General features: G+C 39.0%; 11 protein-coding genes. 3 read left to right on the plus strand and 8 right to left on the minus strand.

Annotated features, from left to right (window positions below):
- Window positions 1–455 precede the first annotated feature (455 nt).
- Window positions 456–1,163, plus strand: coding sequence for an HAD family hydrolase (locus tag FTX43_RS02925; RefSeq protein ID WP_086307489.1), 708 nt, complete (start codon window positions 456–458; stop codon window positions 1,161–1,163).
- A 145-nt stretch (window positions 1,164–1,308) separates the two neighbouring features.
- Here the strand turns inward: FTX43_RS02925 and FTX43_RS02930 are convergent, their stop codons facing one another.
- From FTX43_RS02930 to FTX43_RS02950, 4 genes are all read right to left on the minus strand, one after another.
- Window positions 1,309–4,503: a DEAD/DEAH box helicase gene (locus FTX43_RS02930; protein ID WP_002335221.1), complete on the minus strand. Its 3,195-nt coding sequence runs from the start codon at window positions 4,501–4,503 to the stop codon at window positions 1,309–1,311.
- 18 nt (window positions 4,504–4,521) lie between these two features.
- Window positions 4,522–7,647: an SbcC/MukB-like Walker B domain-containing protein gene (locus FTX43_RS02935; protein ID WP_073490493.1), complete on the minus strand. Its 3,126-nt coding sequence runs from the start codon at window positions 7,645–7,647 to the stop codon at window positions 4,522–4,524.
- Window positions 7,648–7,653: 6 nt separating this feature from the next.
- Window positions 7,654–8,775, minus strand: coding sequence for an exonuclease SbcCD subunit D (locus FTX43_RS02940; protein WP_002309963.1), 1,122 nt, complete (start codon window positions 8,773–8,775; stop codon window positions 7,654–7,656).
- Window positions 8,776–8,962: 187 nt separating this feature from the next.
- Entirely contained in the window at window positions 8,963–9,586 is a 624-nt protein-coding gene (locus FTX43_RS02950) for a 1-acyl-sn-glycerol-3-phosphate acyltransferase (RefSeq protein WP_002309961.1), read from the minus strand.
- A 128-nt stretch (window positions 9,587–9,714) separates the two neighbouring features.
- Between FTX43_RS02950 and FTX43_RS02955 the strand changes: the two genes are divergently transcribed.
- Together FTX43_RS02955 and FTX43_RS02960 are read left to right on the plus strand one after the other, a co-directional pair.
- On the plus strand, window positions 9,715–10,449 hold the full coding sequence (locus tag FTX43_RS02955; protein ID WP_002309960.1) for a tRNA1(Val) (adenine(37)-N6)-methyltransferase: 735 nt from the start codon (window positions 9,715–9,717) through the stop codon (window positions 10,447–10,449).
- A complete protein-coding gene (locus tag FTX43_RS02960) occupies window positions 10,439–10,723 on the plus strand; it encodes a GIY-YIG nuclease family protein (protein ID WP_002309959.1) in 285 nt (94 codons plus the stop codon). Before FTX43_RS02955 ends, FTX43_RS02960 begins: the two co-directional genes overlap by 11 nt.
- Window positions 10,724–10,797: 74 nt before the next feature.
- On the opposite strand, the gene FTX43_RS02965 is transcribed toward FTX43_RS02960, so the two are convergent.
- The 4 genes from FTX43_RS02965 to hisS form a co-directional block, all read right to left on the minus strand.
- Window positions 10,798–12,681: an acyltransferase family protein gene (locus FTX43_RS02965; protein ID WP_002314148.1), complete on the minus strand. Its 1,884-nt coding sequence runs from the start codon at window positions 12,679–12,681 to the stop codon at window positions 10,798–10,800.
- 266 nt (window positions 12,682–12,947) lie between these two features.
- Window positions 12,948–13,823: a YitT family protein gene (locus tag FTX43_RS02970; RefSeq protein WP_002291388.1), complete on the minus strand. Its 876-nt coding sequence runs from the start codon at window positions 13,821–13,823 to the stop codon at window positions 12,948–12,950.
- 108 nt (window positions 13,824–13,931) lie between these two features.
- Window positions 13,932–15,701, minus strand: a complete 1,770-nt coding sequence (gene aspS / locus FTX43_RS02975) for an aspartate--tRNA ligase (RefSeq protein WP_002314149.1) — start codon at window positions 15,699–15,701, stop codon at window positions 13,932–13,934.
- A gap of 13 nt (window positions 15,702–15,714) precedes the next feature.
- Window positions 15,715–17,007 carry a histidine--tRNA ligase gene (gene hisS, locus FTX43_RS02980; RefSeq protein ID WP_002291383.1) on the minus strand — a complete coding sequence of 431 codons (1,293 nt, stop codon included), beginning with the start codon at window positions 17,005–17,007 and terminating at the stop codon, window positions 15,715–15,717.
- Between the last annotated feature and the right edge of the window lie 168 nt (window positions 17,008–17,175).

Consider the following 17,175-nt stretch of genomic DNA (forward strand, 5'->3'; position numbering starts at 1 on the left):
TTTTTATTTCTTTGATAGTAATGTTTCTTGTCATTTTAGATAATATTGTTCTTTATTATAACGCTTATTTTCTCTGTTATATAAGCACAATATTTTAAAGCAATGATTACTAGATAAAATTTACTATAAACAAATAAACTAAATAACGTTATTTTATGTTTGAATAGTTATATTGAGACTGTATTAAAAAAATAAACCTTTCGAAAATTCCTCAGAGATTGCATTAAAATAAACCAACCGAGTTACACAATAATGATTAATTTGTTCATCAAACCTATTGACGTGTTTCATGATTTTTAGTGAAAAAAACTGAAATCTAAAAACCTTATTCTGTCAAGGAAACAGAAATATAGTAAGAAAAACCTTTATTTATCAGCTTTTTTAGATAATTTTTTCTGTTACAATAGTCAAGGATTTGTGAAAAAATCAATGAAAACCGAAAGGCGTGTAAAATTTTGATTAAATCAGTTGTGTTTGATGTTGATGATACAATGTATGATCAGCAGCAGCCATTTCGAAACGCGGTAAAAAGAGTCGTGCCGCTTGTTTCAGATGAAGCTATGCATCCACTATATATCCGCTTCCGTCATCATAGTGATGAAAACTTTCCAAAAGTAATGGCAGGAGAGTGGACGCTAGAATATATGCGAGCACATCGAATCAGCCAATCACTAAAAGATTTAGACTACCCTCACATCACAGAAGAAAAAGGTCTCCTATTTCAAAAAATTTACGAGGAAGAACTTGATAATATCTGTTTGCATGAGGAGGTCAAAAAAACACTTGACTTCTTGAAGGAAAAAAATGTCCCATTAGGAATTATCACAAATGGACCGACTGACCATCAGACAAAAAAATTAAAACAACTTCAATTGAACAATTGGATTCCTTCCCACAACATGCTGGTTTCTCAAGCAACAGGGTTCCAAAAACCAGAAAAAGAGATTTTTCAACTTGCTGAGAAAGAATTTCATATGCTTCCAGGAGAAACTCTATATGTTGGCGACAATTATGACAATGATGTTCTAGGTGCAAAAAGTGCCGACTGGCAAGCACTTTGGTTCAACCATCGAGAACGCAAAATCGACCAGACTCCTATTTGCGATATCGAAATTTCTTCTTTTGATCAGCTGTTAGAAACAATGAAGACAATCTTTGCTTAACTCCTATAAATAAAAACAAAAAATAATAGCAAGGAAATCGGGTTAAAACGGAAACCCAACTTCCTTGCTATTTCTTAAATCAACTAAACACCTGCTTTTTTCGAAAGATCTTCTTATCCATTACTGAACGATTGTTTCGAATCTCTTACTTCTCAATCTCTCCTACACTTAAGATCATGCGGATATCTTCTTCAGTCAGTTTTGTCAGCTGTTCTTCATTTCCTTGGATCACTTTTTGGAACAGTTCGCGTTTTTCTTGTTGGAGCGAATCCATTCGTTCTTCAATCGTTCCTTCAGAAATCATACGCCACACTTCTACCACATTTTTCTGACCGATTCGATGCGCACGACCAGCAGCTTGTTCTTCAATTGCAGGGTTCCACCAAAGGTCATACAAGATGACCGTATCTGCTCCTGTCAAATTCAGTCCCGTTCCCCCGGCTTTTAAAGAAATCAGGAAAACATCTTTTTCGCCTGCATTAAATGCATCTACCATACTTAATCGATCTTGCGGTTTTGTACTGCCTCTTAAATAAAATGTTGAGATCCCCAGCTCGGCTAACTCTTCTTGTAAGATAGTAAGCATACCTGTAAATTGAGAAAACAGCAGAACTCTGCGTTTGTTCTCTTTGGCAGCGACTAATAGATCTTTTACTTGTTCGAGTTTGCCAGAACCGCCTTGGTAATCTTCAATAAACAGACGAGGATCGCAACAAATTTGACGCAACCTTGTCAGACCTGCTAGTATCCCGATCCGGTTTTTCTTGAATGCTTCAGAATCCATTGACGAGATTTCTTCACGCATTTGACGCAAGTAAGCTAAATAAACGGTCTTTTGTTCTTCTGTCAGTGCAGAATATAGATTCATTTCTGTTTTTTCTGGTAAGTCTTTCAACACAGTTTGCTTATCTCGCCGTAAAATGAACGGTCGGATCATTTGCGCAATTTCTTCTGCGGCAAGTTCTCTGAATTTTGTTTTGGTTGGGAAAAATCCTGGCATGATTGTTGCAAACAATGACCACAATTCTTCTAAATTATTCTCGATTGGTGTCCCACTTAATGCAAATCGCTGAGGCACAGCTAATTCTCTCAATGCTTGAGCAGTTTTCGTACTACTATTTTTGACCATTTGCGCCTCATCAAGGATCAAATAATCAATTTTTTGTGATTGGTAATCAGCTAAATCTTGTCTCAAACTGGCATAAGAGGTCACTCGAATATCTGTGTCTTTAGCCAGCAATTCTTCCCGTTCTTTTTTATTCCCATTGATTACTTGGATACTCAAAGAAGGAGCGAATTTTTTTACCTCTGCCTGCCAGTTGTAGATTAAGCTGGCCGGCGCTACGATCAAAGCAGAAAAGCTTTCCCGTTCTTCTTTTTCCGAAAGTAAAAAGGCAATCGTCTGCAGTGTTTTCCCAAGTCCCATTTCATCGGCTAAGATACCGCCAAACTGATAATGGCCCAACATCTTCAACCATCGGAACCCTTGCTTCTGATACTCTCTCATCTTTGCATTCAATCCTTTGGGAAGTTGTGCCTGATACCCTTCTGGATGAATGAGATTTTGGACCATCGTATGAAACGATTCGCTAAAAGTAGCATTGCTTTTTTCCAATTGATTTTGAATGATCAGTCCTTGATTCTTAGGTACATGGATCGTCCCTTCTTCTGAACGTATTGACTCCCGTAATTGTTGCAATACTTGGCTTGTTTGTTGGAATTCCTCTGAATCAAAAGAAAGAACCTGTCCGTTTTCCAATGTATAAAAAGCATCGTTTCGCAACAAGCTTTGCAGTACATGATCAATCTCTTGCTCTTCTATCCCCGATACGTCGAATCGAATATCAAGCCATGAACCAGTCTCGGTTACTTCGATTTGCGGTTGATGTTTATGCGCATCTAAATACAACTCCCGCAACTTTCTGCCAAGTCTGACTTCACCAAACTGACGGAAAACAGATAGTTCTGTACGGAAAAAGGCATACAGTTCCTCCCCGCTTGGCAACGGACGCTCATAGCCAGTTTCATTTTTCTGGTAGCGATACATCCTGAATAAATCAAGGACTCGTTTCTCTTCAGCTCTGTCACGCAGCACCTGAAAGTCCTGATTGGCCGAGACCTCATGTTTTGGATCGGTCGAATAGATGACTTCGCCATAAACGAAATCGACTCGAGCTTGGATTTTTCCTTTGGCTTTTCGGAAAAAGAAAATAAATTCGACTGGAATATCCGCTACTTCCTTTTCTACTTCAGAGGCAACCACTACGTCTCCAATCTCCGAAAGAAGAGGAATGATTTCTTTAAACAAGGCCGGTAGTTCTTTTTTCTTGAATATTACTTCTGGTTTCTCCAATCGGCGAATCAATTGTTTCCAAGTTTGATAAACTGTTTGTTGATGTTTCGTTAGAGAATAGAATACTCCCTGGATAAGTCCCCACTGATAATGCATAAAGAAAAAATCAAAATCATTCAATGCTTGCAATAAATAGTCTTCTTCCTGTTTTTCCACTTTGAATGATAAAGGCTTGTTTTGATCGGAAAATTGGATTCCTTGATCGTTTTGTCCATTTATTTGCAGATGCAAACGTGTCGTCTGATTCATCTGTTCTAGCAGGAAGCGGGCTTGTTCTACTGGGAGAAGCAGGTATCTTTTATCTAGTTTCCCTTTGACTTGCAAGCCATTCGTGCCTAATAATTGATGCGTTTGGGCACTTCCTGCAAGGTGAGCGAGTATTTTTTGATCTTCTTTTTGAAAAGCCCGTTTATCTAGACGAAACTGATACTGCTTATTGACTGTGTAGGTTTCTTTTTCTGTGTAAGCCTGTAAAAAATCATAGATGTTTTTTACGATATATGTCTTTTTCGGCGATGCCAAAGAACCGATGCGTAAGTAAAGCGCCAAAATAGAAAGCTCTGGATGATACTGATTTGTCTCAATCGTTTCTACTTGGTATTCAATAATCAAGGGTTGCACCGCTTGAGGATTTTTTTGTGTTTTTAGACGAGAAAAACCTTTTGCAATGATTTCTCCTTCACTTGTTGTTTTTACCGGTTCTAACATCGGCTGGTCTTTTTTCATGATACGAGATAGATTTTTCGACCGTAAGTAAAGTTCCACAGCAACTGTATGCTTACAATATTTATGTTCCTCCCAATATGGACATTGGCAGTAATCTATCTCTTTTGCTGTCCCATCCAAATCAACCATGTACAATTCACTGCCCAAGACTTCTGCATGCCACACGTTTTCTTCTTGGTCAGGGACAACCGATAACACTCGGCCTTCTTGCAAGTATTGACGCCCACGTGCAATGACTTTTTCCGGAATACTCCATTTCATAGTTACCAATCTCCCTTTTTATCCAAGTTGATAGCGTATTTTGCTTTGTCCGCTACCTTCTGTATCAATTCTTATTTGCTGTAATACTCGTTCTTTCAATTCTCTTACATGGCTAATGATTCCAATCATTCTTCCTTCACTTTCAATCGTTTCTAAAGCTTCCATCGCCATTTCCAAAGCTTCTTCATCTAATGACCCAAAACCTTCATCAATAAACAATGCATCGATTGCTACCCCACCAGCTTGTGTCTGGATCACATCCGCAAGGGCTAATGCTAAAGAAAGTGCTGCAATAAAACTTTCACCGCCAGACAGCGTATGCGCGCTTCGAGACATGCCTGCCTGATCATCATAGATATTGATTTCTAATCCGGTTTTCCCTCGATAACTGCCGATCGTATCCGCTAGTTCAAACTGATAACGATTTTTCGTTAAACGTTGGAGATGATCATTTGCTACTTGTAACACTTCTTGTAGATAAACTTGAAGCACATACCGTTCTAAACTAGTTTTCTTAGGATTTTCTCCGTTGAATGTTTGCGAAAGTTGCTGTAATTGCGTAAGTTCATCTAATTGCGTCTGGCTTGCGTGATAAATCGAAAGACATTCATCGTAGATTTTCTGGTTATTGATTTTTTGTTCTTGTAAACTGTATATCTTTTCTTGCTTTGTTTCGATCATCTCTCTTATCTCTTCCAATTGCTGGCTGATCTCTTCTGTATCTGGAACTATCTCCGTCAGCTGGATATTTTCTAATTGACGTAGTCGGTCAGCTGTCACTAATTGTGCTTCATGATAAGTAGTGATTATGCGCTGGTTCTCTTCGTATTGTGCTTGCTGTTGTGCGAATGCACAGACTTCCTCAGTTGTTGAAAAATACGATTGGGTTTCCAGCTTTTCAGCTATTCTTTGCTGTTCTTTTTCTATTTTTTCATCTGTTTTTTCTATTTGTTCCTGTTGAAGATCAAGCTGTGTCCGAAGCATATGCAGATCTTGCAACAATTGCATTCCTGCTTTCTGTTCAGCAGCGAGTTGGTTCGAGTCTTCTTCTAACTGTTTTTCAAGTTGTCGTATCTCTTCTTCTAAACAGTTGCTATCCGTATCTTGTAATTGTTTTTCTAAACTTTTGATTTCGCCTTGCAGTTGTTGAAGCTGATTATTTTTTGCTGTCTGTTGCTGCTTGTAGACAGCTAATTGCTGCTCAATCTTTTCTACTTGTTGGCTTATTTCTTCTAGTTCTGCTCTTGCATTGGCTATCTTGCTTTTTCGTTTATCTAAAGATTGTTCGACTACTGTAAGAGCAGTTGTTGTTTGTTCTGTTATCTCAGGAAATGCCTGTTGTAAAGCCTGTTGTAAGTGTTTTTCTTGTCCAGCTAGTTGTATATTCGTTTCCATGATTTTTTGTTCTAAATCAGATAATTGCTGTTGAAGATTATTTTCATGTGCTTCATTTTTGGCAATGATTTGCTGGGTTCTTTCTACAGCTGACTCAGCTTCTGCCAGTTGTTGCTCTACTTTCAAGATATCTTCTTTATTTGGCTGTTCATGTTTTGATTGTTGTACGGGATGTTCTGTCGACCCACAAACCAGACATGGTTCCCCCGGACGCAAGAAAAACTGAAGACGAGCAATTTGCTGCTTTGCCCATTGGCTTTTCAGCTGTTCTGCTTGTTCTATCTGTTGTTTCAATCGCTGATTATTTTTTGTTGTTTCTTCGGCTGCTTTTTTGAGCTCTTCTCTTATCTGTTCGAGTGATTCGATGCTTTTTGTTTTTTGTTGTTTTATTTCCTGCTGTTTTTCATCTAGATATTTTAACTGTCCAAAAGCAAGACGATCTTCCTGCAGTTTTTCCTGATCTAATAAGATTTCTTGAAGAAATCGAGTTCTTTCCTGATAAATAGCCTGTTTTTGATGTAGCTTTTCGGCGTTCGTTTCTTCTTTATCTAATGAATGTTTTAATTGTTCTGCTTCTTGTTTTTTACTACGCAAGGCTTCGACAATCGGTACCATCATCTGTTTGTTTTGCAATTGTTGAGCAGCTTCTTTGATTTTTGTTTGCCGATGTATGCGGTCTGTTTCATTTTTTTGCCACTCTTCATAATGTTGCGTAGTCATCGCTAGTTTCTTTGTTTGTTCATTGCTTTTTTGTGACAGTTCTATTTTTTCAGCTTTTATTTCTTTCAGGTGCTGGATTGGTTCAATTAAGCGTTGTGTAAATTCATAATACCCAATCCATCGTTTCTTTTCCTCTATTTCGTCTTTTTGAGCGGCTAATTTCTTTTGCTTATTTAGTAATGTCGCTTTTTCTTCATAGCTTTTTTTCAAGGTTTCAAAACGATAGTAGGAATTTTCTAATTGTTTCTGTTTCTCCTGATAGTCTGCTAAAACTTCTTTTTCTTTAGTGATTTGTTTTTCTAGTATGGCCTGATGGTTTGTCCATTGGGAAAGAACGGCTTCAAACCCTGCTACTGCTTCCTCTTCTTTGACTAAAACAAATCTTTTTTGCAGAAGATGAAGATTTTGCTCTAAATGATCTAGTTTTTGTTGCTGTTGCTTTGCTTTTTCCTTTAATCGCTCATTGAACTGTTGGAAAAGCTGAGTACCGAACAAATGACGTAAAACAGTCTCTTTTTCACTGCTTGATGAAACCAAAAAATTACGGAATTCTCCTTGGGGCAGTAAAACGATTTGGGAAAACTGTTTCGCATCGAGATTCATCAGTTCTCTGATCAACTGGTCTGCTTCTGTACGTTTTGTGATTTGTTTTATTTCTTTTCCTTTCCCATCAAAAATGGTCAACGTTACTTTAGCTGCCTGTTTTTTTGTTCCGTTTCCTTTTCGTTTCGCTAAAACTTGCTCTGGTTTTCGTTCGATTTCATAGCTCATCTGCTGATGTTCAAAAGAAAAAGTCACGCTTGTTTCTTCTTCTGGTGTAGCAAACAAGGAACGCATCTCTTTTCCAGAACGAAGTCTTCCGGAAGTTTCACCAAAAAGTGCGAAAGTGATCCCATCAAAAATCGTCGTTTTTCCTGCTCCTGTCTTCCCGCTGATCAAAAAAAGCGGTGCTTCTGTCAATCGTGAAAAATCAACGGTCTCATTGATAAAAGGACCAAAATTTTTAAGTTTTAATTTTTTCGGTTTCATTCTTGATCATTCCATTTCCATGATTTCTTGCAACGTTTCTCCGAGCCATTTTTCTTGGTTTGCCGTTAGCTGTTCTTCCGTCATTTCACTAAAAAATGCTTCTGCTAATTTTTGAGGATCTTTCATTTCTAGTACTTTTCGTTTGTGCTTTGTTTGTTCTGCTCGGCCGTTTGCCCGTTCAATCCCCAAAATACGAGGATATATTTGCCGAAGCTGGTTCATCATATTCGGGATGATCGTTCTGTCCGTGAGATAGATCTGGATATAATTCTCCCGATTGACGGACTGATAGAAGGCAGGATCCAACAATTCTTTAAAACTTGCTGTTATTTCTTCAATATCATGCAGTGGTTCGATCTCCCTAAAATTCAACTCTAGGTCTGTTGCCAGGTCAACGATCCATACGCCTTTTTTCTGGTTGATCTCAGATAGAGAAAATTTCAACGGCGAGCCACTGTAGCGAGCATTATCCTGTCTTAAAGCTGCTTGATTATGCAAATGTCCTAATGCTACATAATCAAACGGTGTAAGTAGTTCTCCTGGGATCGAATCCAGACCCCCTACTTCGATTTTCGTTTCCGAATCAGATTTTACACTTCCCATTACAAAAAAATGGCTAATCAATACGTGTTTTTTCCCTGAATCGAACAGCTCCTCCATTTTATCTATCACTTTTGCTACCGCTTGCTGGATCGTGCGGATACTGTCATCTTCAAAATATAATCTGGCTGCAATTGGTTCAAAGTAAGGAAGAAAGAAAAATTGTATGTTGTTAAACTCGACTGGTTCGAAAGCTTCTGCTAGCTGCGTTCGCAAAAAATAGTTCGAATAACTGAACCATGGCGTACCAGCTGAAAGTCGCGTACTGCTATCGTGATTTCCTGATATAGCAAAAATTGGGATCCCTTCCTTTAAATTCCAATCAACCATCAATTCATTGTATAATGCTACGGCATCGACAGCGGGCACACTCCTATCATATAAGTCTCCTGCAATCACGATTGCCTCTACTTTTTCTTCTTTCGCGATATCCAGTATAGAAGATAATACATGACGTTGGTCTTCAATCAAGTCATAACCTTGTAGTTTTTTTCCGATATGCCAATCGGCTGTATGTAAAAAACGCATCCAATCACCTCAAAAAATGTCCTTCTAATCATTATAACACTTTGATCCATTACATGACACCTGTCTTCTATTTTGCACGTTAGAAAGCAAAAAGAGGGCAGACTTGACGTCTCTCCCTCGTTTTTCATCGAAAAGTCTGAACAGAACAGGAGATTCAAAAAGACCGCCCACTCCTAAACTTATCACTTTATTTTTTTTTGATTTCATATTTAAAATCTGGGTTCACTTCTTTGTCCAATTTGTCAAAAGCCGCTTGTGTTCGTCGTTCAATCTCCGCCATTCCTTCTTTATCCGTTTTCTTGATATCTGATAGGTCGATTGGTTCACCGAAACGCACTGTTACTCTCTTACGTTTGAACAAATCCCCAAGTGTCAGTGGACCTTGGTATACGGCTGGTACGATTTTCGCTTTAGACATTCTGGAAATCAACGCCATCCCGCCTTTAAGTTCTGTAGCATGCCTTGTCCCACTGGGGAACATGATTAAACTTAAATTTGTCGATTTTAAAATCTTTACAGGTGTTTTAATGACGCTTGGTCCTGGATTCTCTCTTTTAACTGGAAAAGCATTAGATCGAGTTAATATAAATCGCAGAACCGGATTTTTGAACAGTTCTTCTTTTGCCATAAAGCTGAATTCCTTCGGTGCTGCAGCTACCGCTAGATATAATGGGTCCCACCAAGTACGATGGGGGGCAACTAGTATGTAATTCTCATCTTGCGGTAATACTTCTTTATTCTCATAACGGGCATTCCCATTGACTAAAGCTAATAGTACTCGAACTACCCCTCGCATAAATCGATAAAACATAGTCTCTTCCTTTCCCTTCTTATGGTCATAGTATGCATAAAAAACAGAGGTTTGACAAGCCACCTTGGTTCTTTTTAATAAAAATAGTATAATACAAACGACTATTTTTTTCATTTTGGAGGGAATCCATGCTTCACGAAGACGAACGAATCGACCAATTATACGCAGAAGATATCAAAATTATCCAAAGTTCCCAAGTATTTTCTTTTTCTTTAGATGCTGTGCTACTTGCTCACTTCTCTCGTGTGCCTAAAAAAGGACAGATTGTTGACCTTTGCGCAGGTAATGGTGCAGTTGGCCTGTTTTTAAGCAAACGAACTCAAGCAGCTATTGATGCTATCGAACTTCAGCCTCGCCTAGCAGACATGGCAAGACGTAGCATCGCGCTGAACCATCTAGATGAACAGATGACAGTCCACACCATCGATCTGAAAGACAGCTTATCCGTCATTCGGCATAATTCTTGTGACTTAGTCGTCTGCAATCCACCTTATTTCAAAGGGCTGCCAACAAATAAAACGAACCCTAATAAACACCTAGCAATCGCCCGTCATGAAATCCATACAACATTAGAAGAAGTGATCGACAATTCAAGTAAGTTACTAAAAACAAATGGGCGTTTCGCTATGGTCCATCGACCTGAACGATTCTTAGAGATCATCCAAATTATGCAAAATCATCGGATTGCACCTAAACGGATCCAATTTGTTTACCCAAAAGCTGGAAAAGAGGCAAATATTTTGTTAGTTGAAGGAATCAAAGAAGGTAAATTAGATGGATTCAAAGTCGCTCCGCCATTGATCACTTACGATGCAGACGGGGAATACACAGCAGAGATTCGTGAGATGCTCTATGGCAAATAAACATTATTTTTACGTATTATTCTGTAAAGATCAGACATTTTATGGTGGGTACACAACAGACCTTTCTAGGAGACTAGGGGAACATAACAATGGTACTGGCGCTAAATATACACGTCTTCAAAAAAGAAGACCTGTTAAGATGATCCATGCAGAAGTATTTTCTTCAAGAAGCGAAGCAACAAAAGCAGAAGCTGCATTCAAAAAACTCACCCGAAAACAAAAAGAACATTATTTGAAGACACACTCAACTGTTTTGCTTCCTGAAAATAGATGACTGTTAAAAACACGATAAATATAAAAAAACTTCAGGCAAAAACAACTGTTTTTACCTGAAGTTTTTTGTAGCTATTATTCTGATACGTTTGTCTCGCTGCTGTTCGTACTTGAACTTCCTCCTAGCAAGGCTTCGCTGACTAGGTGAATGTAATGTGTCATCCCTTCAGGATTTGGATGGACTTGATCATCATAAAACCAGTCACTATGGTCATTACTGTAGCTATACCAATCAATCAGCGTCATATTGTCGTATTTTTTTGTCATCTGTTCAAGCATCGCATTCACGTCATTTTGCCAACGTTTCGTCGGTACTCGGACATTGACCCAGTATACTTTTCGATCACCGATTGCATCCATCACGCTATCAAACTGAGCTTCAGAGAATGAGCCATTCGTTCCTAGTCCAATTAGAACAGTGTCTTTCAATAAATCTTGTTCCTTTAATTTTTCAATATACGGTACACTGGCGTATAATTGTCGCCCCACATCGCCATCTACCACTACTTTTGGATAAAGCTCTTGTAGATCAGTTGCAGCATCTAGCATAACTGAATCACCAAATGCCGTTAACTCTAATTTTTGTGCCTTGTTTCCTTGAGCCTTAGACAACTCGTACTTATCAAGAATCGCTTGGTCAACGGAACTAGTGGTATTTTCTGAATTGTTTCTGGTTTCTTCTGCTAATTTTTTACTTTCAGCGATCTTTGCCTGCAATTGTTTTTGATCGGCCGTTACAGCATTTTTCGGTGCCGTAACGAAACCAACGAATGCAATTGCTACAAGTAATGTGCCTGGAACAACCCATGGTTTGCTCTTACTGATGATTGGTTTACTGAACCATCCTTTCATCACTTGGAATGTACGACCATAGTCAAAACGTGCTAGCGGACGTTCCACATATCGATAAGAAAGTTCACTGATGATTAAAATCAATGTGATTTCTACTAAAGTATGGAACAGAACATGATCAGCAATATCAGTCACTTTTGCTTCATAAAAAATCATAACTGGAAACTGATACAGATAAATCCCGTAGCTTCGTTTGCCAATCCAAGTAAATACTGGATTTGTCAGCCAACGATTCAAGCTTGCTCCAGGATGTGCTGTCACTGCAACTAGTACTACGCATAAGAGACTCACTAGGAGCATCCCTCCATAATAGATGAAATTGTAATGATCATCTAAAAAGAAGAAGCAAAGAATCAGTGCCAGCAGTGAGATTCCTCCAGCGATATTCAGGATACTTTTTGCTTGTTTCGGGATGTTTTTCTTCAAACGAGTACTTGGCCAAACAAAAGCGAGCGCACTTCCCAACCATATAGAAAACAGCCGGGTGTCCGTTCCATAATAAACACGGGTTGGATCGCCCCCTGGTGTATACAAAATCATCATCAAGATCGCAGAGAGGAAAGATGTACCTAACACGGTATAAAAGATCCATTTTCTTTTACGAACAAATACCATCAACAATACAAACAAGATTGGCCAAACCAAATAGTTTTGACCTTCTACCGCTAAAGACCAGATATGTGTAAACGGTGATTCATTAGCAAATCGGTCGAAATAAGATAAACCGTTATTGATTTGCCACCAATTGTTGACATACAGTAAGCTGCTGACGACAACTCCTCTAAGATTATTCAACAATCCTCGCTGGAACAAGGTGATATAAGCCGAAGCTGTAACAAGCATAAAAACGAGTGCCGGATAGAGTCTCTTCATTCTTCTGACATAAAATTGCCAAATATTGATTTTTCCATTTTGTTCCCATTCCTGCCTTAGCAGATCCGTGATCAGATAACCAGATACGACGAAAAAAATCGGAACGCCCAAATAGCCGCCTTTCATACTAGTTGGCAGAAGGTGATAGAAGATAACACCAACCACAGCTAATGAACGGAGCCCATCAAACCCAGTGATGTAGCGGCTGTTTTTTAACCTTTTTTGTTTTTCCATTCAATATTCCAACTTTTCATAAACTTTTTTCATTCGTAATATACGGGTATTAAGTGAAAATAGCAAGTAGAATCGTGTCCTTTCTCTACTATTTTTTTCTATCATCCCATAAATTTTAAAAAATAAACATGCTTTTTTTCAACTTTAAGAAAATTTCAAATAAAAAAGTAGTTTCTATTTGCTGATCCATCCTTTGGTAGAAAAAAACTGCAGACAAACGAATGTCTGTCTACAGTAGTATTTCATGAATTTTTGTCAAACTCGATCTAAATGCCATCCTCGTAGAAACGCCCAAGTATCTGGACATTTTCTGCAATACTTACAAAAGCTTGCGGATCAGAAGCTTTCATCGCTTCTCTGAGTAGAGGCAGTTCGTAACGTGTAACGATTGTCATCAATACTGTCTGCTTATCATGTTTATAAGCACCTTCTGCTTCATTGATAATCGTGATTCCTCTACGCATACAGTTTTGGATTTCATTCACTACTTTTTCTGGATGTTTCGTTACGATCATTACCTGCATTTTCTTTTGTTTAGTATAAACGACATCAGTTACTTTTCCACTGACGAAAATAGACAACGTACTGTAAAACATATATTGCCAGCCAAATAGAATCCCAGCAACAAAAACGATCAATGCATTGAAGTAGATCGAGATAGAACCAATCGACTTTCCTGTTTTTTTACGAATCGTGATACTCACGATATCTAGACCACCCGATGATAGGCCATTTCTCAACGCTAGCCCAATCCCTAGTCCCATCACAGCCCCACCAAACAACGCACAAATGATTGGATCGGTAGATAAGACTGTTTCCGGTAAAATATGGATACAAAGGGAGGTCAAAGTGACTGTGATAAAAGTGAAAATTGTAAACTTCTTCCCGATTTTGAACCACGCCAAGACGAACAAAGGTATATTCAGTAAATACAAAGTGGTTGATACCGGCACCTCGAACCCTATCAGTGATTTTGACAAAGTCGTCAAAATCTGAGCCAGGCCCGTAATACCACTTGAATAAATATGTCCTGGTTGATAAAAGAAATTCAATGCGACAGATGCAATCAACGCATAAACGATTGATACCGAAAGTTTGGTCGTGTAATCATGGTAAGCCCAATTTTCGAATGTTTTTTTCATGGAAAAGCCCCGCTTTATATGTTATGGCTTCATTATAAAGTGTTTTTCAATTAAATCAAGGTTGCCAAAAGAAGCAGATTCGACAAATCCTTTTTGCCTTTTTATCGGCTATTCTTCTATATTGGTTACATCAATATTCAATTCGAACAATTGTAAAGGTGAAACCATACTTGGTGCATCACTCATCACATCGGCTGCTTTTCCGTTTTTAGGAAAGGCAATGACTTCACGAATATTGTCTTCCCCTGCTAATAACATTGCAAAACGATCCAATCCTAATGCAATGCCGCCATGTGGAGGGAATCCGTAATCTAAAGCTGTTAGCAAGAACCCAAATTGTTCTTCCATTTGTTCTTTTGTGAAGCCTAAAGTTTTCAACACTTTTTCTTGAAGTTCCCGAGTATGGATCCGGATAGAACCTCCACCTAATTCATAGCCGTTCAAGACGATATCATAAGCTTCTGCATAGACTTTTGCAGGGTCTTCAGCCAGTAATGGGATATCTTCTGCTTTTGGCATCGTGAATGGATGGTGAGCAGAGACATATCGACCTTCTTCTTCTGAAAATTCAAATTGAGGCCAATCAGTTACCCATAAGAAATTGAATTTTGATTCATCGATCAGTCCTAATTCTTTTCCTAAACGTGTTCGGATAGCCCCTAATGCAGCAGCGACGATTTCACTTTTATCTGCGCCAAACATCAGCAAGTCACCTGGTTCTGCATCTGTTGCTTTGATGATTGCTTCTGTTGCTTCTCCCATGAATTTAGCAATCGGGCCTTTCAGACCGTCTTCTTCCACTTTCAGCCATGCAAGTCCCTTAGCTCCGAATTGCCCTACATATTGTCCTAACTGATCCATATCTTTTCGTGAGTAGCGATCTGCAGCGCCCTTCGCATTCAATGCTTTCACGACTCCGCCGTTTTCAAGAGCCATTTGGAAGACTTTGAATTCTACTTCTTTGACTGTTTCGCTTAGATCGATCAATTCCATTTCAAAACGTGTATCCGGTTTGTCGCTGCCGTAGCGAGCCATTGCTTCATCATAGGTCATACGGGGAAATGGCAATGTGACTTCAATGCCGCGAACTTCTTTCATTACCTTCGCAATCAATCCTTCTGTGTAAGTTTGGATTTCTTCTGCTGTTAGGAACGTTGTTTCAATATCTACTTGCGTAAATTCAGGCTGACGATCTCCACGTAAATCTTCGTCACGGAAACAACGAACGATTTGATAATAACGGTCGAACCCAGCATTCATCAGCAATTGTTTGAATAGTTGAGGAGATTGCGGCAACGCATAGAAATGTCCAGCATGGACACGTGAAGGAACTAAGTAGTCTCTTGCGCCTTCTGGTGTAGATTTTCCTAGGTAAGGTGTTTCAATATCTAGAAAGTCATTATCGTCTAAATAATGACGAATCGCTTTTGTTGTCGCATTTCTCAATTTGATGTTTTTAGTCATTTTGGGACGTCGCAGATCCAAATAACGATATTTCAAACGTATTTCGTCACTGATTGCTTGATCATCTTCAATTTGAAATGGCGGTGTTTTTGCTTGATTCAAAATCACGATTTCACTTGCAATCACTTCAAATTCACCAGTGGCCATTTTAGGATTTACTGCATTTTCACCGCGTCTTCTGACTACCCCAGTTACTTCGATCACGTATTCACTGCGACATTTATCTGCGATTTCCCATGCTTCCTTGTTGATTTCAGGATTGAAGACGACTTGAACGATTCCTTCACGATCCCGTAGATCGATAAAGATTACTCCCCCAAGGTCTCGTCTTTTTTGTACCCATCCTTTTAATGTAACTGTTTGTTCTAATTGTTGTTCGGAAACTAATCCGCAATAAATCGTTCTTTGTGCCATTTCTTTTTTCCTCCTACTCGAATAAAGTCATTTCATCATAGACTTCATCAAAATGCTCATATATTTCTTCTAATGGAAAACTTTTTTCTTTTCGGCTTGCCATTGCTTTGACATTGATTGTTTGGCTAGCAAGCTCATCTTCACCGATCACCAATACTAACTTGGCATTCGCTTTATCTGCTGTCTTAAATTGTGCTTTTGCTTTACGGTTCATGAAGTCGCGATCAGCTGAAAAACCGAAGTTTCGAATCGCTTGGACCACTTTCAATGCTTCGATATTTGTTTCGTCTCCGAGTGCGACCACATAAGCATCCAACTCATTAAATGCAGGGATAACTACTTCCTCTGCTTCCATAGTCAAGAGTAATCGCTCGATACCCATTGCAAATCCAAAGCCAGGTGTTGAAGGACCACCCAGTTCTTCCACTAGATTGTCATAACGTCCGCCTGCGCAAATCGTTGCTTGTGCCCCCATTTTCGGTGCGTCACTCATGATTTCAAAAATCGTATGCGTATAGTAATCTAATCCGCGAACCATATTACTGTCGATTTCATAAGGAACAGCCAATGCATCCAGCATGGAAACAACGGTATCAAAATGTTTTTGAGCAGGTTCGCTTAAATAATCTAAGATAGATGGCGCATCTGCTACAAATTTTTGATCTCGTTTGTCCTTACTATCCAACACACGCAATGGATTTTCGTGAAGACGGCGTTTAGAGTCTTCACTCAACTCTGCTTCAAAAGGTAAAAGATAGTCGATTAATGCTTGACGATAGGCTTGACGTGTGTCTTTATCACCCAATGAATTGATGACTAGACGGATTTGCGTGATTCCCAACTGTTTGAAGAAATCGAGTGCCATCACCATGCTCTCCACATCTGTTGCAGGATTCTCTGATCCAAATGCTTCTACTCCGATCTGATGGAATTGACGTAACCGTCCTTTTTGCGGACGTTCGTAGCGAAACATTGGTCCCATATAAAAAGTTTTGAACGGTTTTGCATACTCTGGACCGAACAATTTATGCTCAACAAAAGAACGAACGATTGGCGCTGTACCTTCTGGTCGAAGCGTCACATGACGTTCCCCTTTGTCATAAAAATCATACATCTCTTTTGAAACGATATCCGTCGTATCACCTACACTGCGGGATATCACTTCATAATGTTCAAAAATCGGTGTACGCATTTCATTATACTGATAATCTCTGAACAATAAACGTGCTGTTTCTTCGACAAACTGCCATTTTTCTGATTCGCCTGGCAAAATATCATTTGTTCCTTTTGGTCTTTGGAAACTCATAGTTTTCTCTCCCTTTCTTAGCTATGTAAATAAAAAAATCACCCTTGTTCATCTTGAACAAGGGTGAATGAAATTCATACACGGTACCACCTAATTTTGAAAGATTTCTCTTTCCTCTTACGAATAACGCTCGTACGCGGGACGGCTTTTCACTCGTCCATCTCCAGA

The organism is Enterococcus sp. DA9 (assembly GCF_008000875.1).
In the GTDB taxonomy this organism is placed as follows: Bacteria; Bacillota; Bacilli; order Lactobacillales; family Enterococcaceae; genus Enterococcus_B; species Enterococcus_B lactis.